At 45.6% G+C, this 24,177-nt stretch carries 22 protein-coding genes; 7 read left to right on the top strand and 15 right to left on the bottom strand.

Annotated features, from left to right (window positions below):
• Positions 1-8 precede the first annotated feature (8 nt).
• From nuoH to glmM, 12 genes are all read right to left on the bottom strand, one after another.
• The gene (gene nuoH, locus ACFBZI_RS06720) at positions 9-1,040 is read right to left on the bottom strand and encodes an NADH-quinone oxidoreductase subunit NuoH (RefSeq protein WP_375715620.1); all 1,032 of its coding nucleotides are present in this window, start codon (positions 1,038-1,040) and stop codon (positions 9-11) included.
• Complete coding sequence (nuoG, locus tag ACFBZI_RS06715; protein ID WP_375715619.1) at positions 1,040-4,036, bottom strand: NADH-quinone oxidoreductase subunit NuoG; 2,997 nt, start codon at positions 4,034-4,036, stop codon at positions 1,040-1,042. The genes nuoH and nuoG overlap by 1 nt, the downstream gene beginning before the upstream one ends.
• Positions 4,036-5,460 carry an NADH-quinone oxidoreductase subunit NuoF gene (gene nuoF / locus ACFBZI_RS06710; protein ID WP_375715618.1) on the bottom strand — a complete coding sequence of 475 codons (1,425 nt, stop codon included), beginning with the start codon at positions 5,458-5,460 and terminating at the stop codon, positions 4,036-4,038. Before nuoF ends, nuoG begins: the two co-directional genes overlap by 1 nt.
• The gene (nuoE, locus tag ACFBZI_RS06705; protein WP_375715617.1) at positions 5,457-5,966 is read right to left on the bottom strand and encodes an NADH-quinone oxidoreductase subunit NuoE; all 510 of its coding nucleotides are present in this window, start codon (positions 5,964-5,966) and stop codon (positions 5,457-5,459) included. The genes nuoF and nuoE overlap by 4 nt, the downstream gene beginning before the upstream one ends.
• Positions 5,967-6,112: 146 nt before the next feature.
• A complete protein-coding gene (locus ACFBZI_RS06700; protein WP_375715616.1) occupies positions 6,113-6,559 on the bottom strand; it encodes a GNAT family N-acetyltransferase in 447 nt (148 codons plus the stop codon).
• A 30-nt stretch (positions 6,560-6,589) separates the two neighbouring features.
• On the bottom strand, positions 6,590-8,338 hold the full coding sequence (gene nuoC, locus ACFBZI_RS06695; protein WP_375715615.1) for an NADH-quinone oxidoreductase subunit C/D: 1,749 nt from the start codon (positions 8,336-8,338) through the stop codon (positions 6,590-6,592).
• A gap of 132 nt (positions 8,339-8,470) precedes the next feature.
• Positions 8,471-9,142, bottom strand: a complete 672-nt coding sequence (locus ACFBZI_RS06690; RefSeq protein ID WP_375715614.1) for an NADH-quinone oxidoreductase subunit B — start codon at positions 9,140-9,142, stop codon at positions 8,471-8,473.
• Between the two features lie 147 nt (positions 9,143-9,289).
• Positions 9,290-9,892, bottom strand: coding sequence for an NADH-quinone oxidoreductase subunit A (gene ndhC, locus ACFBZI_RS06685; RefSeq protein WP_375715613.1), 603 nt, complete (start codon positions 9,890-9,892; stop codon positions 9,290-9,292).
• 289 nt (positions 9,893-10,181) lie between these two features.
• Positions 10,182-10,397, bottom strand: a complete 216-nt coding sequence (locus tag ACFBZI_RS06680; protein ID WP_375715612.1) for a heavy-metal-associated domain-containing protein — start codon at positions 10,395-10,397, stop codon at positions 10,182-10,184.
• A 202-nt stretch (positions 10,398-10,599) separates the two neighbouring features.
• On the bottom strand, positions 10,600-11,262 hold the full coding sequence (gene lolA / locus ACFBZI_RS06675; RefSeq protein ID WP_375715611.1) for an outer membrane lipoprotein periplasmic chaperone LolA: 663 nt from the start codon (positions 11,260-11,262) through the stop codon (positions 10,600-10,602).
• A 322-nt stretch (positions 11,263-11,584) separates the two neighbouring features.
• Positions 11,585-12,226, bottom strand: coding sequence for a pyridoxamine 5'-phosphate oxidase (gene pdxH / locus ACFBZI_RS06670; protein WP_375715610.1), 642 nt, complete (start codon positions 12,224-12,226; stop codon positions 11,585-11,587).
• A gap of 312 nt (positions 12,227-12,538) precedes the next feature.
• A complete protein-coding gene (gene glmM / locus ACFBZI_RS06665; protein ID WP_375715609.1) occupies positions 12,539-13,894 on the bottom strand; it encodes a phosphoglucosamine mutase in 1,356 nt (451 codons plus the stop codon).
• Positions 13,895-14,303: 409 nt separating this feature from the next.
• Between glmM and ACFBZI_RS06660 the strand changes: the two genes are divergently transcribed.
• Both ACFBZI_RS06660 and ACFBZI_RS06655 read left to right on the top strand, forming a co-directional pair.
• Positions 14,304-15,215, top strand: coding sequence for an alpha/beta hydrolase (locus ACFBZI_RS06660; RefSeq protein ID WP_375715608.1), 912 nt, complete (start codon positions 14,304-14,306; stop codon positions 15,213-15,215).
• Positions 15,216-15,419: 204 nt separating this feature from the next.
• Positions 15,420-16,238 (top strand): CPBP family intramembrane glutamic endopeptidase, encoded by an 819-nt coding sequence (locus tag ACFBZI_RS06655; RefSeq protein ID WP_375715607.1) that lies wholly within the window; start codon positions 15,420-15,422, stop codon positions 16,236-16,238.
• Positions 16,239-16,384: 146 nt separating this feature from the next.
• Here ACFBZI_RS06655 and dusA read toward each other — a convergent pair whose 3' ends face one another.
• The 3 genes from dusA to hbs form a co-directional block, all read right to left on the bottom strand.
• Positions 16,385-17,404, bottom strand: a complete 1,020-nt coding sequence (dusA, locus tag ACFBZI_RS06650; RefSeq protein WP_375715606.1) for a tRNA dihydrouridine(20/20a) synthase DusA — start codon at positions 17,402-17,404, stop codon at positions 16,385-16,387.
• 230 nt (positions 17,405-17,634) lie between these two features.
• Positions 17,635-19,485 carry a SurA N-terminal domain-containing protein gene (locus ACFBZI_RS06645; protein ID WP_375715605.1) on the bottom strand — a complete coding sequence of 617 codons (1,851 nt, stop codon included), beginning with the start codon at positions 19,483-19,485 and terminating at the stop codon, positions 17,635-17,637.
• 280 nt (positions 19,486-19,765) lie between these two features.
• Complete coding sequence (gene hbs / locus ACFBZI_RS06640; RefSeq protein WP_375715604.1) at positions 19,766-20,038, bottom strand: non-specific DNA-binding protein Hbs; 273 nt, start codon at positions 20,036-20,038, stop codon at positions 19,766-19,768.
• Positions 20,039-20,620: 582 nt separating this feature from the next.
• Between hbs and ACFBZI_RS06635 the strand changes: the two genes are divergently transcribed.
• The 5 genes from ACFBZI_RS06635 (at position 20,621) to iscA (ending at position 24,168) form a co-directional block, all read left to right on the top strand.
• Positions 20,621-21,298, top strand: coding sequence for a hypothetical protein (locus ACFBZI_RS06635; protein ID WP_375715603.1), 678 nt, complete (start codon positions 20,621-20,623; stop codon positions 21,296-21,298).
• Positions 21,299-21,548: 250 nt separating this feature from the next.
• Positions 21,549-22,055, top strand: a complete 507-nt coding sequence (locus tag ACFBZI_RS06630; RefSeq protein ID WP_375715602.1) for an Rrf2 family transcriptional regulator — start codon at positions 21,549-21,551, stop codon at positions 22,053-22,055.
• Entirely contained in the window at positions 22,052-23,275 is a 1,224-nt protein-coding gene (locus tag ACFBZI_RS06625; RefSeq protein ID WP_375715601.1) for an IscS subfamily cysteine desulfurase, read from the top strand. Before ACFBZI_RS06630 ends, ACFBZI_RS06625 begins: the two co-directional genes overlap by 4 nt.
• Before the next feature lie 119 nt (positions 23,276-23,394).
• Complete coding sequence (gene iscU, locus ACFBZI_RS06620) at positions 23,395-23,778, top strand: Fe-S cluster assembly scaffold IscU (RefSeq protein WP_375715600.1); 384 nt, start codon at positions 23,395-23,397, stop codon at positions 23,776-23,778.
• Between the two features lie 69 nt (positions 23,779-23,847).
• Positions 23,848-24,168: an iron-sulfur cluster assembly protein IscA gene (iscA, locus tag ACFBZI_RS06615; protein WP_446221237.1), complete on the top strand. Its 321-nt coding sequence runs from the start codon at positions 23,848-23,850 to the stop codon at positions 24,166-24,168.
• The last annotated feature ends 9 nt before the right edge of the window (positions 24,169-24,177 follow it).

Raw genomic sequence — 24,177 nt, 5'->3', positions numbered from 1 at the left:
TCCTATCCTTATTGTACTGATAATATGACGGCGGCCGTCACAAGCAAATTGACCAAAGTAATCGGCAGGCACACCTTCCAACCAAAATTCATCACCTGATCATAGCGTGGACGCATCAAAGAACCACGCGCCAATACAAACATTGTCATAAAAAACAAAGTCTTAATCACAAACCAAAGCACTGGCGGCACAAAGGGAATGTTTAGGCCAAATGGCGGCAACCAACCCCCAAAAAACAGGCAAGTCATCAACGCTGAAATCAGCACGACATTGACATATTCACCAATAAAGAACATACCAAATTTCATGCCAGAATATTCCACATGATAACCTTCGGCAAGCTCTTGCTCGGCTTCTGGCTGGTCAAATGGGTGACGGTGTGTTACTGCCACGCCTGCCACCACAAAAGTCAAAAAGCCAAAAAATTGTGGCACGACATTCCAAACTGTGCTTTGTGCTTCAACGATGTCACGCAGATTAAACGAGCCTGCCATCGCCACAACACCCATCAAAGATAAGCCCAAAAACACTTCATAACTGATGGTCTGTGCTGACGAACGCAAACCGCCCAGCAGTGAGAATTTGTTGGCAGATGACCAACCACCAAACATCACCGCATAAACCGCAAGCCCTGCCATGGCAAAGAAAAACAACAAGCCAATGTTCCAATCTGCTGCACCCAAAGTTGGCGATAGCGGAATAATGGCAAAACTTGCCAAAGCGGTAAACATCGCAATCGCTGGGGCTAGGATAAAGATTTTTTTCTCAGCAAATTCTGGCACCCAGTCTTCTTTAAAAAAAATCTTTAGCATATCAGCCACCAGCTGCAATGAGCCTTGCCAGCCCACACGGTTTGGGCCATAGCGATCTTGCCACAATGCCAGCATACGGCGTTCATAGACAATCATCAAGGCAGCCACAATGACCAAGCCCAAAAATATCACCAAAGCCTGAACCACCAAGAACAGCAGCGACCAAACATCAAAACTTATCGCATTTGCCAAAAATGATGGCACTTCTGGAATAATACGAACTGACATCACACTCTCTCCATAGCAGGGGCGACTTGCACCACTTCACCGATTTTGACTTCACTTGCCTTAAATAAAGTGCCACGATGCTGTGTTGGTAGATTTTTTAGGCTGGCGGCATAGCTTGGCTCAAAGACTTCCGCCACCGAATCGGCACGCTTGACTGTGGTTGGTATGTGTGGATTGAGCGGCACCAGTCCTGCGGCATAGCCGATGCAGCCATCTGGGATATATTCATCAAAAATCACTGGTAAGACGATTTCGCCTTGTACCGATGCGATTGCCAACAAGTTCCCTTCACGCACTTGCCAATGATCGGCGTCATTTTTATTGACATACCAGCCAATCGGCTTAATTTGGCTAGCAACCACAGGGCTGCGACTCGCCAACGCACTGGACGCAAACAAATTGTGCTTAGGTACCAAACGCACCACACCATGGAAAACACTGGTATTGGCAGCATCTTGGATTTGATGACGAGCTGAAGTGTACTGCTCATTGATGCGTGGCAAATAATCAAACAAACGCACGCCAACATCGCCGCCTTTTAGCTTGCCGCCGACCTTGTCTTGGTATTTGTTCCAAGCCTGTGGTGAGTTCCAGCCTGCCGCCCATGCAAACGGAATGCTGGCAGGGTTGGTTTGATTGCCCACATAGCCTTCCATTGAGAAAGTCAAAGCCGTATCAATGTCCTTAGACTGCATCGGTTCGTGAATTGACAGTGGCGCACGAATTGCCGTACGACCTGAGTAGCGGCGTGGCTCACGGGCGATTTTTAGCCCTGTAATGCGATAATCTGCCGCTGGTGCTGCGTCTTTGATTAACGCCAATTCGTCAATTTGTGCAGCGATGTCGTCAATCACTTCGTCCAAATGTGCCGCCGATGCCGCTTGCCCTGCTTCGTGTGCCAAGGCATACAGCCAACGCCAGCCGTCTTTAATGTCGCTGGTTGGCTCATAATATTTTTTGTCATAGGCTTGGAAAAACCGCTGCGCTCGACCTTCGGCAGAGATGAGCGTACCATCACTTTCTGCAAAACTTGACTCAGACAGCACCAAGGCTGCACCAGCGTGCCATGGGTAATTTTGATGGTCAATGGCAATCACCGTCTTGTCTGCCATCTTTTCAAGCACATTAATCGTGCTGATTTGGCTCAAATCATTTTCAAGGACAATCGCCACATCATAATCACTTGCCAGCACTTCTTCGATGGCTTTGCCGCCAAGCAGGCTTACGCCCACGCTGTTGGCTGCTGGCAGTGCCAAATAAATCGCCGCAAGCGGTGCAAAACCTTTGTCCAATGCCTTGGGTGCATCAGCTTTGTCAGTTTCGTCAGTGTCGCCATTGGCTGCTTGTTGTGCTTGATAAGCGGCAATCTGGGCATCATTGGCTTGTTTAATCGCTTGGCGTTTTTTGCTCAAAGCCTGTGCCGCATAGCCTGCTGCATCAATCACCGCAGGCGATGATAGCGATGTGCCAGAGATGACAAGCGGCTGATTTGCCGACACCAAATCCACGGCGATTTGATACGCCAAATCCAGCATCGATTCATCAGCATCAATGCTTGGTTTGGACAATTTGCCCAACTCATCATCAAAGCTGTCAATCACTTCACCGACCAAAAAGCCTAGGCGTGCCACATCTTCGATGGTCGCCACTGCCGACACTTGAGCAATGTCATCAAGTTTGGTATCGACCACATCGACCACATAAATCGGACTGTATGCCGTCTGACCGATACGCTTGACTGGCTCGGCAAGCCAATGCTCGGTGCGTAATGCTGTTGCCATGGTTTTAGCTTTATTTTTGGCAGCTTGACGCACAGACAGTGCCACTCGTGCCGATGTCTGGGTAATGTCTTCGCCCAAGATAAACACCGCATCGGCCTGCTCGATTTGAGCAACCGACACATTATACACGCTGTCATTACGCAAAATGGCAACCGAACGATTGACCAAATTTTGCATTGCCATGCTTTGACCTGTGCTGTAATTGTCCGCACCGACCAATTGCTTGAGTGCAAAGTTATTTTCTAGACTGCTGGCATCGCTGCCGATACCGATGATTTTTTTGTCCTTGATGATTTCAAATGCCAAATCCAGTGCGTCATTGGCATTTAGCTCAATTTTGCCTGTCAAGGTGTTTTGATAAGGACGGATTGGGCGGTCGGCACGATTGACATAGCCATAGCCAAAACGCCCACGGTCGCACAAAAAGTAACCATTAACATCATGATTATAGCGGTTCTCGATGCGGCGTAATTCGCCATAACGCTCGCCTGCTGAGATATTGCAGCCTGTTGAGCAGCCATGGCAAATGCTTGGGGCGTATTGCATGTCCCATTTGCGGTTATAGCGATCCGAATGTGTCTTATCGGTAAATACACCTGTTGGGCAAACTTCGGTCAAGTTGCCGCTAAATTCGCTCTCAAATTGACCGTCTGCTTCACGACCAAAGTACACACGGTTATTAGACGCATAAACGCCCATGTCTTCGCCGCCAGCGTAGTCTTTATAAAAACGCACACAGCGGTAGCAAGCGATACAGCGGTTCATCTCGTGATTGATGAATGGGCCCAAATCTTGGTTATGATGCGTGCGTTTGGTAAAGCGATAACGACGCTTGCGATGCCCTGACATATAAGTCATGTCCTGCAAGTGGCAATGTCCGCCTTCTTCGCAAGTTGGGCAATCGTGTGGGTGGTTGGTCATCAGATACTCAACAATACGCTTGCGAAATCCTTTGGCTTCTTCGTCATCAACCGAAATGTACATATCGTTGGTTGGGGCGACCATACAGCTCATCACCAATCGCCCACGCCCAGCTTCATAATCTTCGGCACTGTTGTACTGCTTAACCGCACATTGGCGACACGAGCCAACCGAGCCTAATGCTGGGTGATAACAAAAATACGGAATATCAATTCCTAGCGATAGACAGGCTTGTAATAAATTGTCTGCACTATCGACTTCGACCGTTTTGCCATCAATATGAATGACTGCCATCACGCACCCCCTTGTTCATTGAGCGATGGTTCAACCAAATTATTGGCTGAGTTGATTTTGTGGTCAAATTCGTGGCGGAAATATTTTAAGGCACTCATCAAAGGCTCCATCGCCCCCGGTGCGTGCGCACAAAAAGTTTTACCAATCCACAAATCACGAGTCAGCTCGGACAATTTATCAATGTCTTCAGGGTGACCTTGACCATTATCAATGGCATCTAGCATCTTGACGCCCCAAGGCAAACCATCTCGGCATGGCGTACACCAGCCACAAGATTCTCTTTGGAAAAACTGTTGTAAATTTTTGGACAAGCTCACCATATCTTGGGTTTCATCGACCACCATCATCAGGCAAGTTCCCAAGCGGCTGCCTGCTTTCATGATGGGATCAAAATCCATCACCAAATCCAAATGCTCATCGCTGGCGGTCAAAAAGTCGGTACTCGCCCCACCTGGTAGCCATGCTTTGAGTTTTAGTCCATCTTGCATGCCGCCAGCAAATTCAATCAATTCACGAGCGGTATAACCAAACGGCACTTCCCACAAACCTGCGTCTTTGACACGGCCAGAGCAGCCCATAATCTTAGTACCTGGCGTTTGGGATTTGCCTTTGGCTTTTGGTAAGTCCAAATACCAATCCACGCCATTGAGCATAATGGCGGACATATTATTTAGTGTTTCTACATTATTGACCACCGTTGGGCGACCCCAAGCACCTGAAACCTGTGGAAAAGGCGGTTTGGTGCGTGGATTGGCACGGCGACCTTCTAGGCAGTTAATCAATGCCGTTTCTTCACCGCAAATATATCGCCCTGCCCCTGTATGCACATGTAAATCAAACTTGAATGCCGAACCTAGGATATTATCACCCATCAGGTTATTGTCGTATAGTTCTTTAATCGCCGCTTCAAGTCGCTCGGCTGCCAAAATGTACTCGCCACGGATAAAGATATACCCTGCCGATGCACCGATGGCATAAGCACTGATAAGCATACCTTCAATCAGCTGAAATGGCAGACGCTCCATCAACAGACGGTCTTTAAAAGTCCCCGGCTCCATTTCGTCAGCATTACAAATCAAATAACGCACGCCGCCATCTGGTGGCGTCATAAAGGTCCATTTTAGACCTGCGTTAAAGCCTGCACCGCCACGGCCACGCACATTGGCATTTTTGATCATCTCACCCACTTCTTTAGGGGTTTTGCTCAAGGCGATTTTTAGGCCTTCAAAACCTTTGAGTGCCAAATAATCCGCCAGTTTTAGCACAGCGTCCTTGTGAAACAGTCGCCAAGTCAAAGGGTGCGTTAGGCAAGTTGGCTCTTCGCCTTCTTTGAGTCCCACGCCATAGATGGGAATGCGTTGGCGATTTAGCTGACTGGGTGCCAGTCCATCTTTGCGAGCTTGGATTTGTTGTTGTACATTCATACATATTGCTCCAATAAATACTTGACCTCAGACGGATCAACAGGGCCATAAGTATCTTCATCAATCAGCACGCTTGGCCCTTTGTCGCAATTACCCAAGCAGCAAATCGGCAATAAGGTAAAGCGACCATCTGGCGTCGTCTGGCCAAACTCAATGCCCAATTCACGGCGAAACACCGCCGACAACGCTTCTGAGCCATTTAAGTAACAGGCAATCGAATCACAAATCAAAATCACATGGCGACCCACAGGACTGCGGTAAATGCGGTTAAAAAATGTCGCCACGCCTTCAACATCTGTCACGGCAATGGACAGCATATTGGCGATGGCAGCCACTTGGGCGTCATTGACCCAGCCATTGCGTTTTTGAACCAGTTTTAGGGCGTCAAGTACCGCAGCTCGAGCTTGTGGGTAGTGATGAATGTACTCATCGATGCCTGCAATCTCATCGCTGGTCAAAATGGATTCTATATCCACTTTGGGTTTTTTATCAGTTACAATTTTCATAAAGTTACCATTTGCCAATCATCTAAATTTTTATGTAGCTTATCAATATGTTATTGGGCGTTTCGCTACAACCAAACTTTACTTACTGACTAAGTTTTCCATCATCATATTTATCATTCAATTTATTAGTAAAATTAACTATTTTATCAAGTATCCATTCGCACCAGCTTTACCAAATTTTTGTCACGATAAACCAAATCTGTGCGTTCATCAAAACCTTGATTTTGCCAAAACGCATTGCCCGCATGATTATCGTCAAACACCACCAAGGCGACTTTGCTGATACCAATCTTATCCAGTGCTTGTATCACTTTATCAACCAAGCCAGTAGCAATGCCTTGTCGCTGATGTGTTGGGGCGACCGCCAAATGATAAATATAAGCACGCCGTCCATCATGCCCTGACAATATCACGCCAACCATTTGCTCATCGTGCGTCGCCACAAAGCAGGTTTTGGGATTTCTTTGCAAAAATTTATCAATCCCCGCTTTGCTGTCGTCAATATCATTAAGTCCCATGCCAGCACACGATAGCCACAGCGTATGGACAGCATCGTAGTCGCTGATAGCCATCGGTGCGATTGATATGTTCATTTAGCAAATCTTACCAAAAATCACGACAGTTTATCTGTCACAATCCGCCATCACAATATCAATACTTGCCAAATAAATAATCGCATCAGACACCAATGAGCCGTTAATCACACTTGGCATTTGCTGCAAATGAGCAAAAGTTGGCGTGCGAATGCGAGTGCGATAGCTCATCGTTGAGTTGTCGCTGGTCACATAATAGCTGTTTAGACCTTTGACGCCTTCAACCATACAAGCCGACTCGCCTGCTGGCATCACAGGCCCCCACGATACCGACACAAAGTGGTTAATTAAAGTCTCGATGTCTTGTAGCGTGCGATCTTTTGGTGGTGGCACTGCCAGTGGGTGTTCGGCTTTGTACGCACCAGATGGCATGTTATTTAGGCATTGTTCAATAATACGCAGCGATTGGCGAATTTCTTCAATCTTGACCAAGCATCTGTCATAAGCGTCGCCGTTATAAAATACTGGCACATCAAATTCAAAATTCTCATAACCCATGTATGGGCGAGCCTTACGCAAATCAAAATCAATGCCAGTAGCACGCAGACCTGCCCCTGTTACACCCCACGCCAGAGCTTGTTTGGCGTCATATTGGGCAACGGCTTGGGTACGACCTTTTAGCACGGTGTTGGTCATGGTGGCTTTGTAATATTCATCAATACGCTTTGGCATCCAGTCTAGGAAATCACGCACCAGTTTTTGCCAGCCATTTGGCAAATCGTGTGCTGTACCGCCGATTCTAAACCACGCTGGGTGCATACGATAGCCTGTTACCGCTTCGATGACATCGTAGGCTTTTTGGCGGTCGGCAAACATATAAAACACAGGTGTCATACCACCAGCATCTTGGATAAATGTTCCCCAATACAGCAAATTATTGGTGATGCGGAAAAACTCACTCATCATAATGCGAATGGTCTGGGCCCGCTCAGGCACGGTAATGCCAGCCAACTTTTCTACCGCCATAATGTACGGTAGCTCATTCATCACACCGCCCAGATAATCAATGCGGTCGGTATAAGGGATAAATGAATGCCAAGTCTGACGCTCGGCCATCTTTTCAGCCCCACGGTGGTGGTAGCCGATGTCTGGGATACAGTCGATGATTTCTTCACCATCAAGCTGCAGCACCAAGCGGAATGCACCGTGTGCCGAAGGGTGATTTGGGCCGATATTTAGGAACATAAAGTCTTCATCACGGCCTGAGCGTTTCATGCCCCATTCTTCAGGAACAAAGCGTAGATTTTCTTGTTCAAATTGCTGCTTGGCAGTGTTTAGAAAATAAGGCGTAAACTCGGTGGCACGAGCATGATATTCTTTACGCAGCGGGTGGCCTTCCCAGTATTTGGGTAACAAAATGCGTGTCAAATGTGGGTGTCCGTCAAATACCACACCAAACATATCCCAAACTTCACGCTCATACCAGTTGGCATTTGGATAAATCTTGGTGGCACTTGGAATGCTTTGGCCGTCTTTTAGGGCGACTTTAACACGAATGTCGCTATTACGCTCAAGACTCATCAAGTGATAAAACACGGTAAAATCACTGTCAGGCAAGCCGTGGCGATGTGTCCGCAGACGCTCATCGATGGCGGACAAATCCACAAGCATCACATAAGGCTTTGGCACAGTACGCAAAGTCAAAAGCACATCTAGCACCGCACTTGGCTCAACCCAAATCGTCGGAATGCCATCAGCCGTTTCTTGGACGCTGAATGTGTGATTTTTGGCAGTCAAAGTCTCCAAAATTCTAAAATCATGAATGTGGTTTATGCTCATTGCTTATTTTTCCAATTATTTTATGCTGCTGGCGTTGGTGCTGATGCTAAGTCCTAGCGATTTTAACTATTTTTAATTTAATAAGCCAAAAAACCAGACAGCAATCCAAATCTCACTGCTTGCTTGTTACAATTAAAACGCATCGTCTTGGCTGCGTAAATTTTTCACAGCGATACGCTCGGCATTTTTGCGATCTCGCTCTGGCGTCATCACTGGCTGAATGATGCCCTGCTCGTCCAAATGAATACCCAACGGACGACGCTCATGCGTGATGGACTCTTGAAGTAGCATTAACGCCTGAATCAGTGCTTCTGGGCGTGGCGGACAACCGGGGATATACACATCGACAGGTAGGATTTTATCGACACCTTGCACCACCGAATAAATGTCATACATGCCGCCAGAGTTGGCACACGCCCCCATAGAAATGACCCATTTTGGCTCAAGCATTTGCTCATACAGACGCAAAATCACTGGTGCCATCTTGACAAAGCAAGTCCCAGCCACAATCATCACATCGGCTTGGCGTGGCGACGCACGAATGACTTCAGCACCAAAGCGTGATAAGTCATGCACGCCTGTCAAAGTCGTGGCATATTCCACATAGCAGCAGCTGGTACCGAAGTTAAACGGCCAAAGAGAGTTTTTGCGTCCCCAGTTGGCAGCAGCGTGCGTTAGGTCTTCAAGCTTCGCCATAAAGACATTTTTTTCAACTTCTGCTTGGGTGATGTCGTCAATCACTTCTCGTGATTGTTTTGGATAGTTTTGTGCCGATTGATTGGCTTTGGTTAGTGTATATTTCATAACGGTACACTTTATCGTTTGTGAATTATTGTCAAATCGCTAGAAAAATCTGGCTTAAGTTTGCCAAGTGGCAACATTCCTTTGAGTTTACTTTGTATCTTAAAAAGACAAAAAACGCCACAGCCATTGCCGTAACGCTTTTTGGAATCAATCGCTAGATTGGGTAAAATCTTGGGTTGTTACACGACCTGTGGTATTAATGTGGTCAAGATTTGCCATGTGTGCACGGTTTTTTTCGATGTCATTGGAGACATTGATACGACCTGATGACTGTGCAGGCACTTTGCCTGTTGGGTCGGTGTGCAATTCATCAATACCATGAAAAGCGGTAATTGTCGCCAAATCAAATCCTTCTGGGCGGCTGACAATGCGTGGTTTTTTCTTGCGTTTGTCGGCAGGCGACCAGTTCATCGCACCCAAACGCATCTCATAGATAAGCCCTGCAAATAAGATGGCGATAAAAATTGCCGCAGCGGTAAAGCCATACCAGTTTACTTCTCGGACGCTCACCGCATAAGCGTATAAAAACAACGCTTCCAAATCAAAAATGACAAAGAAAATGGCAACCAAATAAAACTTGGCAGACAGTCGGATTCGTGCCGAACCTGCCGATACCACGCCTGCCTCAAAAGTTTCCTGCTTTTGAGAGCCTGCAGAGCGTCCGCCCAACAAGCGTGGCACAACCAACATAAAAATAACCAGCCCCAAGGCGGCTAGCAAAAATGCAATCGCTGACCAATTGGCTAACATAATCACCTCGATGTGATTTCCTGTTATCTCATAAAGGTTCTATTATATCACAATTTGTGGGCAACAACATAGCCAGCCATCAATTTATCTATCAAAATTATTTCAAATTGTTATCAAATAATCAATTTTCCCCATGAAAATCTTACTGTAATCCCATAAAATCTTGAGCTGTCTTTTAACTACCCTGATTTGCAATTAACCCACCCAAAATCACGCCAGCAATATCGCCATTTGCAATGTCTGGGTTAAAATGCTTGGATTAAAAATACTTAAATTAAGAATGTTTGGATTAAGATTGACCAACCACATCAAAACCCGCTTCTTCAATCGCTTGCGATAGCGTCTGGGCATTGACGGCGGTTTGATCATATTGCACAACCACGCAATGATCTGCCAAACTCACCGAAATGCTCTGTACGCCGCTCGTGGCTTGTAGCACATTTTGGATACTGTTGGCACAGTGGTTGCAAGTCATGCCTTCAACTTGGAATGTCGCCGTTGTCATTACTGCTCCTTTTTTATAAATCTAAAATTTTTAAAAGTCTAAAATCATCGAATAATAAAATATTGGCTTACTTAAAGTCATCATCTGCCAATTACCACCAGTCTGCACCAAAGCCCATCATCACCGTGATGGGCTGGGCAAAACAATCAAACCAACTAAAATAATTAAACTGATTAAACCAATAAAATTAACAGCTTAAATATTATTGGCTAATCACATCAGTGCCAGCAGGTGGCGTGAAGTTAAACAAATTGGCCGCCAGTTTTTTGTTGAGCGTAATGTTGCTAAAATTGATGGTGGTGGTCTGACCAATGGCATCATTTAGCACCATCATCACAGGACGACCGCCATTAAAACTGAGCGACAAACTCTTAAAGTTGGCATTGGCAGATTTTGGCGTCAAAACAAAATAGTTTTTTGCGGTGTTTGGCTGATTGACATTAAAACTGCGGCTGATTTGATTGGGATCGCCTGATAGCAACAATGCTGGCGTTTCGCCAACTTGATTGCTTACCGATTGGCGTGTGGCTTGTTGCAAATCTTTATCATAAATCCACATCGTGCTGCCATTGGCGACAATCAGCTGCTCGGCTGGCGATTTGGTTTCCCAGCGGAACTGGTTTTGGCGTTGGACGCTCATACTGCCACTAAAAACGGTTTTTTTGCCGCCTGCTTGTGTGGTTTGCTTAAAATTTGCCGTCATGGACTTGATGCCAAGCAGCTGCTGATTCAGATTTTTGGCGGCTGTCTCTTGAGAAGCGGCGGCATATGCCGTGCCAGTCAGTACCATTGGTGCAGCAGCGACAATGCTGGCACTGGCGATTGCCGCCTTGATGGCAAATGCTTTGATGCGTGAAGTTGTCATATTTTTCTCCCAATAATAATGCGATTGCGGTCAGATTTGTCAGATTAACAAACAATCGCCAAATCCGCCCCAATCGTGTGAATCTTGATGAGATGTATTTTGCCAAAATACTGTATTGCAATCTACATAAAAAATGCAAATAAGCCCACCTGATTGTTGCTAAAAGTGCAAACATTGGCAAATTTTGGCAAAAAAGTTACCAACAACGCCAATTTTTGCGATATTTGTAACAAAATATGACCAATACCACCAGTCGTCAGCGGTTGGATTGGCAATTTGTCATGAATATTGCATTTAAAGGCTGTGGTGAGCCGTGGCGATTTTAGGGCAATAAGCGCTGGATTGTCCATGCGTCAGCATCTTTGGTGTACACCATGCGATCGTGCATTCGCCCTGCTCTACCCTGCCAAAACTCGACACGCTGAACAATCAGCTCATAACCGCCCCAAAAATTTGGATAAGGTACGCTCGATTCTGCAGCATAAGTCTGCTCAAGTTTGGCAAACTTAGCTTCCATCGTCTCACGACTATCCACCACGCCGCTTTGTGGTTCGCTAACCCACGCACCCAGCTGGCTTTCACGGGGACGCTTGGCAAAATAAGCCGCCGATTTTTGGGCATCGACCTTGACGATTTGCCCACTTAGGCGCACTTGCCGCTCCAAACCTTGCCAAAAAAACAGCACTTCAGCATTGGGGTTGTTGGCGATGTCTTGCCCTTTAGCACTGTCATAATTGGTATAAAAAACAATGCCTTGCTCGGTCAGCTCACGCATCAATACGATACGCACGCTTGGGCGATTGTCAGCACCGCAAGTTGCCAAGCTCATCGCATACGGCTCAGGCAACCCTGCCGCCACCGCTTCATCAAACCAAGTGCGAAACAAAGCAAATGGCTGGCTTGGCAAGCCAGTATCAGGCAAAGTGTGTTGTTCATAAGACTGTCTATGATCGGTCAAATCCATACAAAACTCCCAACGATTTATCAGCGGTCAAATTGCCCAATGGCACAAAATCTCTCATCAAGCCACCATCACCAATCGTGATGGTATAAACTTGATAAGTTTGGCTTTATTATACATCATTTGTGGATAAAAATTGCGTTTTGTTTGGCGACTGGCGGATTGTTTTTATCACGGATTTGTATCGATAATTTTTATCATGGATTTTGATAAAACTGATTTGGCAAAATTGTTTTGATCAAATACGCATCAAAAAAAAATCAGCCCATCGTTTGACAGGCTGATTTTATTAAACCAAAAACAACGCCAATCTGACTAAGCAAGCACTCGCTTGACAGCATCGGCAAGTTTGGTTGCCATCGCTTGACAAATATCGGTATCTTGATGCTCGACCATCACACGAATCACAGGTTCGGTACCAGATTTGCGAATCAGCAGACGGCCTTTGCCAGCCAAGGCTTGCTCTGCGTCATCAAAGATGGCTTTGAGTTCGTCATTGGCATACGGATCGCTCATCTGGCTTAGGCGAACATTAATCAGTGTCTGCGGAAATGGCGTATAACCTGCGGTCAGCTCACTTAGTGTCTTGCCTGATTCTGCCATGCAAGTCAGCACCTGCAAGCCTGCGACAATCGCATCGCCCGTGCGGCTCTTATCTAAGCACAAAATATGTCCTGATGGCTCACCGCCAATCGTCCAGCCACGAGATTGCAAATCCTGCATCACATAGCGATCGCCGACTTTGGCACGGTGAAACGCCACGCCCATATTCGCTAAAGCCAGCTCTAATGCCACATTACTCATCAAAGTGCCGACCACGCCAGCAGGTTTTAGGTGATTGGCAAGCACATACAAAATGCCATCACCGTCCACGATATTGCCACACTCATCGACCATAATAATGCGATCGCCATCGCCATCAAGTGCGATACCAACATCTGCTCCATGTTCACGCACTGCCGCCTGAATCACTTCTGGGTGCGTTGAGCCGCAGTTATCGTTGATATTGATACCGTCTGGCTGGTTGTGAATGGCGATGACCTTTGCCCCAAGCTCAGTCAGCACACGGGGAGCGGCACTATAACCTGCACCATTGGCACAGTCCACCACAACGGTCAGATGCGATAGGTTAAAATGATAAGGGAAACTGCCCTTGCAGTACTCAATATAGCGACCTTTGGCATCACCAACACGGTGGTTTTTGCCGATGGCGTCTGCCTTAATGTCCGCCAAGCGTGCCAAGCGAGCATCGGTATCACCAACCAAAGCGTCTAGCTCGACATTGATGGCATCTTGCAATTCATCAGAGATTTTTTTGCCTTCGTGCGAGAAAAATTTGACGCCGTTATCTTGATAAGGGTTATGCGATGCCGAAATCACCACGCCCATATCGGCATGGAAACTTTTGACCAAATGGGCAATCGCAGGCGTCGGCAACGGCCCAAGCATATACACATCAACGCCCGCTGCGTTAAACCCTGCTTGCAATGCCGCTTCGATCACATAGCCCGACAGACGAGTGTCCTTACCAATCAGCACGCTGGGACGCTTATTGGGATTTTGGGCGACCAAAACACGACCTGCCCCAAAGCCCAAACGCAACAAAAAATCTGGTGTAATTGGAAAAACACCAAATTGACCACGAATGCCATCTGTACCAAAATAACTCATAAGCCACTCCTTTTTTGCGGCGATGTGTCAAATTTTATCGTTAAATTTGTGCCAAAAAATCATCAAAGCAATCACTGTCTTTTGTCAAAACAAGCAAAAGCTAAAAAGCCAGCAACACGCCAGCGATTGCCATTTTACCGCCAACAATTATAGCACACAGCAGCGATGGCAAATCACTGGTAAATGTAAATTTGGTATAATTTTTGCATATTTTGGGCAAAATTTGATACAGTTGTGATAAAGTTGATACTGGTCAAATCACAAAAAGTCCTGTATGCTTATTAATCAGCACATCAAGTTTGGTAAAATTTTAAAATCATTCAATTGTTAAATCTTTAAAATTATCAAAATTGCCAAAGATTGACCGCATTAACCACAAGCACCGCAAGGAATAACAAGGAAAACCGCAATGACTGCTGCCGATATCCAAAAACAACTTGACACACTGCCAAAATCCGCCTTGACTGGCAAACCTGTGCTGCACTTTGCTCACGCCAACGGCATACCCACCCCCTGTTATCAGCCGCTATTTGACGAGCTGTCGCCGTATTTTACGATTGTTACTGTCGATGGGCTTGGCATGCACCCCAATTACCCTGTGGATAATCATTGGCAAAGTCTGACACGCCAAATCATCGACAGCATCGATGATACTTGCCGAGAGCATGGCATCTCATCGCTGATTGCGCTTGGGCATTCGCTGGGAGCAACCACGACTTTGCAGGCACTCAATAGCAATCCCAAATTTATCAGTCAAGCTGTTTTGTTTGACCCAGCCTTATTGACCGCCAAACATTCACTGGCGTTTCATTGTGCCAAAATCATCGAAAAAGGCATCAATAAAAGCCTTGGACGGCTGCCAAAATTTCACGATTTTCATGATTTGACCGACAAAATGTCGCCTGCTCGCCAATCCAAACGCCGCAAAGACACTTTTGATAGCCATCAGGACGCTTATCAAGCACTCAAAAATAAAGCCCTATTTGCCAAATTTCACCCACAAAGTTTTGCAAATTATATCCAATACGGCTTTGAACTCACTGCTGATGGCAAGGTTCGCCTAAGCATTCCCAAAGCGGTAGAAACGGCAGTTTTTCGCACCATTCCTTCGCTGTATTGGCTAAAATCACTGACCAGCAATAAACCTGCGACCATCATCGCTGGCGATGACAGCTATTTTACCAAAATCGGCTCGTATCAAAACGCCCAAGAAAAATTTGCCGCCACCGTCAAATATGTTCACGGCTCGCACATGTTTCCCTTGGAGTACCCTGAGCGTGTGGCCAATGATGTGCTTGATGTGATTATCAAAAATATTTAAGTTTGATAAATTTATAAAATTTGATAAATTCAATAAAACCAGTAAAATCAATGCGTTATTGAAAGGTTTGTCTAATAACGCATTGTAATAATTGGTTTTAATATTTAGTTTTAATAATCCGTTGTGATAATTTGTTCAAAGAATTGATTTAAACAGCATATTTTAGATAAATTGTTTATTTTTAAATTTGGTGATTTTGCCGTCATGCCAAACAATCAACTACCAAGCTATCGCCCCACTACTGCCGCCTTGCTTGTCATTGCCACGGTGAGTAGTGTTTTTGTGCTACAAAATGCTTGGCAGCTGTTGATGAACAATACCGCCCAAGCCATTTGCCATGCTCAGCACGCTGTAAGCTGCCCCAGCAATGGCACACTTGCTGTGATTTCGCTGATTTTAACAGCAATATCAATGATTGCTCTGTTGGTTATTTGGCAATATTTTCGCCTAAAAAACAGCCCTGCAAATCGCCAAGACTTAAAAACTCACCGCCAAGCCATCGCACGCTGCCGGCAATATTTGGGCATTATGCCAATAAAACTCACCAAATCCAACGCCAAAATCCTACTGCAAAGCGTCTGTTTACTGTTTGCCGCCATTATTTTGTCCAGTTTTTTGGTGGCGATGATAGGCGATATGCTTGGCACTGACGCCACGCCAACTGCAGGCGTTAGTGAGCTGCTTGATGATGGCACGCCCATCTGGCTGTTTTCGCTGTTGGTGCTGGTATTTGCACCAGCGTATGAAGAGCTGATTTGCCGTGGGCTGTTTTGGCGATTGGGTTGGGACATTTTTTCGCCAATTGTATCCACACCACGCCAAATGGCCATCGCCACCAGTGTGCTAAGCAGCGTGATTTTTGCCCTACTGCATTTTAGGCATCATCTGATGGATATGATGGTGATGTTCGCCATCTCACTGGCGATGTGCTACGCTCGCATACGGACAGGCTCGGTATTTGCCCCCATGCTGTTGCACGGTCTGAATAACGCTTTGGCTTTGTGCTTGATATTGCTGGATTGATTAAAATTTTTCAAAACAAACCAAAACCACTTAAAATAAATTCAAACAAACGAAAAATTTTAAAATTCATTCGTTTATCACAAGGTTTTATTTACCAAATTTAAAATTATTTTAAAATTTGCCAATTGTCCCATTGGCTTTATCCATCATGAATTTTGAGCCAAAACCTGCTCACCAGCGTGGCGGATTTGTGCCAAAGACAGTGTCGATTTGCCGCTCAGCTCTTGTCGCCAGCGACGAGCACCTGCCAGCCCTTGGAATAGCCCCAAATAATGGCGCGCCAAAGTCGCCAAGTTCGCCCCTTCGTCTTCACGCTTTTTAAGATACTCAAGCAAGGCATCAAAAATCTGGCGATGGCTTGGCACATCACGCCCCCAAAGCTCGTTGCACTGCGCCATCAAAAATGGATTGTGATAAAACGCACGCCCAACCATCACGCCATCGACATATTGCAAATGCTCACGGATTGCTTCCAGCGTCTGAATACCGCCATTAATCTCAATGGTCAGCTCGGCAAATTCTTGCTTTAGGCGATAAATATCTTCGTAGCGAAGTGGCGGAATTTCACGGTTTTGCTTGGGGGATAGCCCTTGTAGCCATGCAATGCGTGCATGAGCGACAAAATGCCGACAGCCAGACTCTGCCACCGTTTCCACAAAATTTCGCATAAATTCATAACTGTCATGGTGGTCAATGCCAATGCGATGCTTGACAGTTACTGGCTTATCGGTCGCATCACGCATCGCACGCACCATATTGGCCACCGTCAGCGGTTCTGCCATTAAGCACGCACCGATTTTATTATGCTGAACACGATCGGACGGACAGCCGACATTGATATTATACTCATCATACGCCACTGGCAGACGCTCGGCAATACTCACCGCCGCCGCCATCTCGCCAGCATCAGAGCCACCCAGTTGTAGCACCGTAGGGTGTTCGCTGGCGTCAGCTCTTAGCACATGGCGAGCATCGCCCTTTAAAATCGCACTGGTGCTGATCATCTCAGTGTACAGATAAATATCTGGATTAAACAATCTGGCAAATGCTCTAAAATCTGCAGTCGTATAATCAATCATCGGTGCCAGACTGATGCGTTTATTTTTCATAAGATGTTGATTTTGTAAAGAATTATCAAAAAAACTGTCGTTAATCAAATCAGCCATACACTTGCCTTACATTCAAAGATAAATTTGGTCAAATCCGTTGAATTTGGTAAATTTGGTTAATTAATACCATTAAAATTGCTAATTTTTAATGATAAGTTTAATTTTAAGTTTAATTTGCAAATTGACCAATCAAACCCCAAAAATCACACGCCAAAAATCGTGCAAGAAAAACCGCACCTGTGGCAAACATTACCCAAGGTGCGGCTGACTTTTGGCAGCAAAACCAATCAATGCCGCTGTTCTTGCAAGGCTTTGTCATTGATGATAACTTCGGTGCTATCACGCAAATAACGCAGATAATCTTCCAACTGATCAGCACCGACATTATCACGAATCACGGTCGCTGCCCGTTGTCGATCGGTGGCTGATAGCTGACTTTCTTGGGTTTTATTGACAGGGCCGCCAACGATGACGCTTGCCCCTTCTTCGGTCTGCACCGCCCATACATCATTACCTTCAGCACTTTGGTGCAAAAACAGACTTGCCAGCTCAAGCGGCGACAATAGCGGCGTGATGCGTGTAATCATGCCAATGTTAGCACTTGGGACAGTTAGGCTTGCCGTGCCAGATGTTTTGGCTTGCTCGGCTTGCTTTTTGGCATCTGCCAATGCCAGCTCAATGGCTTTTTGTTTTGCCAAAATCTGCTGAATCTGTGGGCGAGCTTCTTGTAGTGTCAATGGGCGTGATGGCTGATAATTGCTTGATTGCACCCAAACATTTTTATCGCCCAGTGAGATATTTGGGCTAACGCTTTGATCTTGGATCAAAAAATCATCAAAAGCTGCCGCAATCACCGCTGGCTGTGCCAATGGCGTGCGATTGTCAGTCTGTGCATAGCCATCGATGCGGCCGACTTGTACACCAATTTCTTTGGCGATATCCGCCACGCCCATGCCGTCTGTTGCCATGGTGTTAATGCGTGCTGACAAATCTTCAAATGCTTGGCTGCGTTTAAACTTAGACGCACGGTCAATCATCTGATCACGAACGCTCGCCAAAGCAGCAGCGTTATCATTAACCTTAGTCACTTTAAAAATATGATAACCAAAACCGCTCTGCACAGGCTGGCTAGTCTGACCAACCGTCAAGCCTGACAAGGCTGCTTCAACTTTGGCAGCTGCATCGCCAAACACCGCTGGCTTAAATGTGCCGATATTACCGCCATTTGCACCGCTTGGGTCGTCCGAATACTGCTTGGCAAGTGCTTCAAACGACTCGCCAGCGTCCAGTTTTTTGCGGACTTCTTCGGCTTTTTTGGCAGCATCAGCACCTGTCAAGAGAATCTGTGCCAACTCACGCCCATCGCTGATGCCGTTTTCTTTTAGGTAAGCGGCATGCTGGGCGTTGATGTCATCTTCGGTTGGCTCTTCAACTTTTAGCGTTTCGGGATTTAGCTCGATATAGCTTAGATCTACCGTGGCAGGCTTGAGCAATTTGTCTTGGTTTTTGTTAAAATATTCTTCAATCTGAGCATCGCTAATCTCAACTTGATCGACATAATCCTGCCAAGTGTAACGATGCACCCATACCTCACGAGCCTCAAGCTGCAAATCAATCAAGCGTGAGATTTGATCATTGGGATAAATTGCTGTGCCGACAATGCTCGTAACCAACTGGCGTAGGCTTAGCCGCAGACGCTCTAGGTGAAATAAGGCATCTTTGGTTAGGCGGTTTTGTTGCAGATAAGTGGCGAATTTGTCATTAGAAAATTGCCCATTGTCTTGGAAAATGTCGTATTGCTGCAACAGGCTACTAATCATCTCATCAGAAACCGTCATGCCCAGCACAGACGCTTGGTTTTCAAGCAGTGCCTTATCGGTTAGGCGTTTTAGGACAAGCTGTATCAACACCTCTTCATTAATCAAACTGGCATCAACGCCCGATGCCAATAAAGCATTTCGCTCGGCATTGACCTCTGCTTGAAAGGTGCTGACATCAACCACTTGCTCGCCAACCTTGATCAGCTCGTTCGGCTGAATGGACGCTTTGCCAAAGGTGCCTGTACCCAAAAAAGCCATCGGTATCAAAGTCCCCACCAGCATCAAACGACCCGGCCAGCTATTTAGGAAGTTACGCATTTTTTCCATAGGATTGCAACTTTTTACTCTAATTGGTGAATTATCAATATCAAAAACCTTAATATGATACGCTAATTTGTGCCAATTCTCAAAATACTTTTTGTAACCGATGCACGAAAAATGAATTTTCTTGCCCAAAAGCCCAATTTAACCACCTTTTAACCGCCAAATTTTATGGCTAATATCGCCCAATGTCAGCACATCGATGCACAAAGATGCACAAAAACCAAAAAGCCACTCAAAACTGAGCGGCTTTTTATCTGTGCTTTGATTGATAAAATCAGTTTACAGAATCTTTTAGGCCTTTGCCTGCTTTAAAACTTGGCACTTTGCTGGCGGCGATTTGGATTTCTTCGCCAGTTTTTGGGTTGCGACCTGTGCGAGCAGCACGCTCTTTGACGCTAAAAGTACCAAAACCAACCAAAACAACATCATCACCACGCTGTAATGCACCTTGTACGCTGGCGGTGAAAGCATTAACCGCTTTTGCCGCTTGCTCTTTGGTTAGGCCAGCACTTTGTGCAACGCTATCAACCAATTCTGATTTATTCATAACATACCCTCTTTTTCATAAAACAATGATAAAATGTATCGCTAAGTTGCCCAAGCAGTTCCATAGAATCGCATTTTAAAAGCATCAACGCCGTTTTACAAGTGCTAAATACAAAAATTTGCATAAATTTTGCAAAATCCTGTATTTTTATGCCAAAATCTTGGAAAATCGGCAAATTTTTGGGCAATTTTGGTAAAAAACGGTTAGCCATAAGACAGAATTTTTAACATTTGGTATTTTTTGCGTAACCCAGCATTGACGAGATGGCATTTCATCGGTATGCTTTGTTTATCTTTGTTAAGACAAAAAGCCAAGATAAAAATAAGATCAAAAGCCCAGCCAAAGGGAAATTTTGCCTTTGTGCTTTGGCATTGGTATAAATTTTATTTAAATTTATCTAAGTTAAATTTACATGTATGCAAAATTTGGTTTGACAATCTGTTTGGTTGCAGGTTTTGGTTGTGGGTGTGAATTTTGGCATCAATCAAAAATGCCGAAAGATTGCCGTGCAAATGATATGAGATTGACAAATCAGCCAAACCAACGGACAAATCGGGCATCAATAAACATCAGGAAAATTCAATGACAGCAAACGATTCAAAGCCAAACCAACAACCGCAGACTGGCGGTATTGTTTCAAAAAGTTTATTAAATATTTTATTGATTTTTATTGAATCTGCCATCTCGCTGACGCTGCGTGCCGACCCAGAACTTCGCCAAATTGCCTATCCACTCGCCAAGGCAAACACTGTGGTTCGCATTCGCTCATACCTACCGCACACCGAAGTGTATGCCACTTTTAGCCATCATGGTGTGCTGTTTGATACCGAGCTTGCCCCTGATAAGGCCCACGCCGACATTACCATTAACGCTTATAGCTTTCATCTTGGCAAATTGCTCATCAGCCACAATGCCGACATACTCAATCAGCTACAAATCCGTGGCGATGGCGTGATGATTGAAGCCCTGACGCAGTTTTTAGTGCGTGTTGGTATCGGTGGCCCAATACAGCATTTGCTTGCCAAAGTCAGCACAAACCCCAAACAAAAACCCACCGCCGAACAAAAAAGCGAAAAAATCGCCGAATACAAGCGTAAAATCAGCGAGCAGGCGGCACGCATTGACGAGCTTGCCACCCAAAACAAGCGTCTAGACACCCAGCTTGCTGAGCTGCAAGGCAAACAAAAATCCACTTTTATTGGCTTTATTTTGACCGCTGTCATCGCTGTGATTAGCGTGATTAGCCATTTTGTGATTTGATTGGTCAAAGTTTGGCAATTTGGTCATTTGATAAAAACAAAAGCAGCATCTGAAATTTGCGACAATTTGCCCAATTAATTGTTATAATATAACAGTTTAATAAAATCAATCCATCAGATTTAAAAATTTGATGGATTTTTTATGCATTTTAATCTTGACCTATTTAGTAGGGATTATTATAATACTCCCATTCACAACCCAAATTCAAAGTGGCAACACCGAAGAATTAGGCAATTATGGAAAAACTACAATGCGTTTGACAACTCGTGGACGGTATGCCGTCACTGCCTTATTGGATTTGGCTGTCCAAGAGAACCGCCATCAAGGTGCGGTGTCTTTATCAGACATTGCAAAACGCCAATCCATCTCCATATCGTATCTTGAGCAGCTGTTTTCTAAGCTACGCAAAAAAGGCTTGGTTAATAGCACTCGTGGGGCATCTGGTGGTTATCACCTTGCCAAGCCACTAGAAGAGATTGATATCATGAGCATTATTACCGCCGTTGATGAAAGCGTCAATGCTACCCAGTGCGGTGGCAAAGGCGACTGTCATGATGGCTCAATGTGCCTGACACATGATTTGTGGCACAATTTATCAACTCACATTGAAAGTTATCTAAAAAATGTGACCTTGGCACAGCTTTTAGAAACCAAAAACACACAAGCCATCGCCGATCATCAAGAGCATCGATTGGGTGGCAACAAAAACAACCATTCACAAATTACAACCATCAATTTACTTGGAAATCCAGCATGAGCCAGACATCACTGATTTATCTAGACTACGCCGCCACTACCCCTGTCGCCAAAGAAGTGGCTGACAAAATGGTGCAATACATGACTTTTGACGGTATTTTTGGCAACCCTGCCAGCCGCTCGCATGGCTTTGGTTGGCAAGCTGAAGAAGCGGTTGAAAATGCCCGCTTGCAAATTGCCGAAACGGTCGGTGCTGATCCCCGTGAGATTGTTTTTACTTCAGGGGCAACTGAGTCGGATAACCTTGCCATCAAAGGCGTGGCACATTTTTATGAAGCTCGTGGCAAGCACATCATCACCAGTAAGATTGAGCATAAAGCAGTGCTAGACACTTGCCGCCAGCTTGAGCAAGAAGGCTTTGAAATCACCTATCTAGAGCCAGAGCAAGGCACAGGTCTGATTCGCCCTGAACAAGTTGAGCAGGCGTTGCGTGATGATACCATTTTGGTCAGCCTAATGGCGGTCAATAACGAGCTTGGTACAGTTACCGACATCGCTGCCATCGGCGAAATCACTCGTGCCAAAGGCGTGCTATTTCATGTTGATGCCGCCCAAGCTGTCGGCAAAATCAAGATTAACCTTGGCGAGCTAAAAGTTGATTTGATGAGCTTTAGTGCGCACAAAATCTACGGCCCTAAAGGCATCGGTGCTTTGTATGTCGGTCGCAAACCCCGTGTACGCATCAAGGCCGAGCAGCATGGCGGTGGTCATGAGCGTGGCATGCGTTCAGGCACTTTGGCGACTCACCAAATTGTCGGTATGGGTGAAGCATTTGCCCTGTCTGTACAACGCTTTGACGAAGATCATGCCCATATCAAAGCCCTGCGTGATAAACTGTGGCAAGGCTTACAAGATATCGAAGAAGTGTATCTAAACGGCTCACTGGAGCAAGGCATTCCTAATGTTATTAATGTCAGCTTTAACTTCGTTGAAGGCGAAAGCCTAATGATGTCGCTAAAAGATTTGGCGGTGTCGTCAGGTTCGGCGTGTACTTCAGCAACCCTTGAGCCATCGTATGTGCTGCGTGCCATCGGTCGCCCTGATGAGCTGGCACATTCATCTATCCGCTTTAGTATCGGTCGCTACACCACCGAAGCAGACATTGACCGTGTTTTGGCACAGATTCATGATGCGGTGGACAAGCTGCGTGAGCTGTCGCCACTTTGGGATATGTTCAAAGAAGGCATCGATCTAAACAGTGTCGAATGGCAAGAGCATTAATCCATTCATTAAATTATGAATTAACATTGCATCAGACTTACAAAGTCTAGCCATCGCAAGATTTTGTAAGTCAAACAAAAATAAATTGATTTAAGTTTTAGAGTTTAAGAGAGTTAATCATGGCATATTCAGATAAAGTCATCGATCATTATGAAAACCCCCGCAATGTCGGCAACCTAGACAAAAACGCCAAAAATGTCGGCACTGGCATGGTGGGTGCGCCTGCCTGCGGCGATGTGATGCGTCTACAAATCCAAGTTGGCGATGACGGCATTATCGAAGATGCAAAATTTAAAACCTATGGCTGCGGTTCAGCCATCGCATCAAGCTCGCTAGTTACCGAATGGCTAAAAGGCAAAACGCTTGACCAAGCTGCCGCCATCAAAAACAAAGACATCGCCGAAGAGTTGGCACTGCCACCCGTCAAAGTACACTGCTCAGTACTTGCCGAAGACGCCATCAAAGCGGCAATCGAAGATTATCAAGCCAAAACACAAGCCTAATCCAGTGATGGTGGCACATCGCCATCATCGGTGATGGGTTGGTCAATTTGGTAAAACAAAGGAGCGATTATGATCAGTTTAACCACTCGTGCTGCACAGCATGTGAAAGATTTTCTTAAAAACCGTGGTAGCGGCGAAGGCATTCGTGTCGGCGTGCGTACGGCGGGGTGTTCTGGTCTGGCTTATGTGCTGGAGTTCGTGGATCAGCCTGATGATAACGATGAACGCTTTGTCAGTGAAGGCGTGTCGGTGTTTGTCGATCCCAAAAGTTTGGTTTATCTAAACGGACTGCAGATGGACTATGTTACCGAAGGCCTAAACTCTGGCTTTAAATTCACCAACCCAAACCAAACTGGCGAATGTGGCTGCGGTGAGTCTTTTACCGTCTGATGATTGACA

Source organism: Moraxella marmotae (assembly GCF_042219885.1).
Taxonomy (GTDB): domain Bacteria; phylum Pseudomonadota; class Gammaproteobacteria; order Pseudomonadales; family Moraxellaceae; genus Moraxella; species Moraxella marmotae.
The sequence above is the reverse complement of the archived record's forward strand: the minus strand, read 5'-3'. Positions and strand labels throughout refer to the sequence as shown.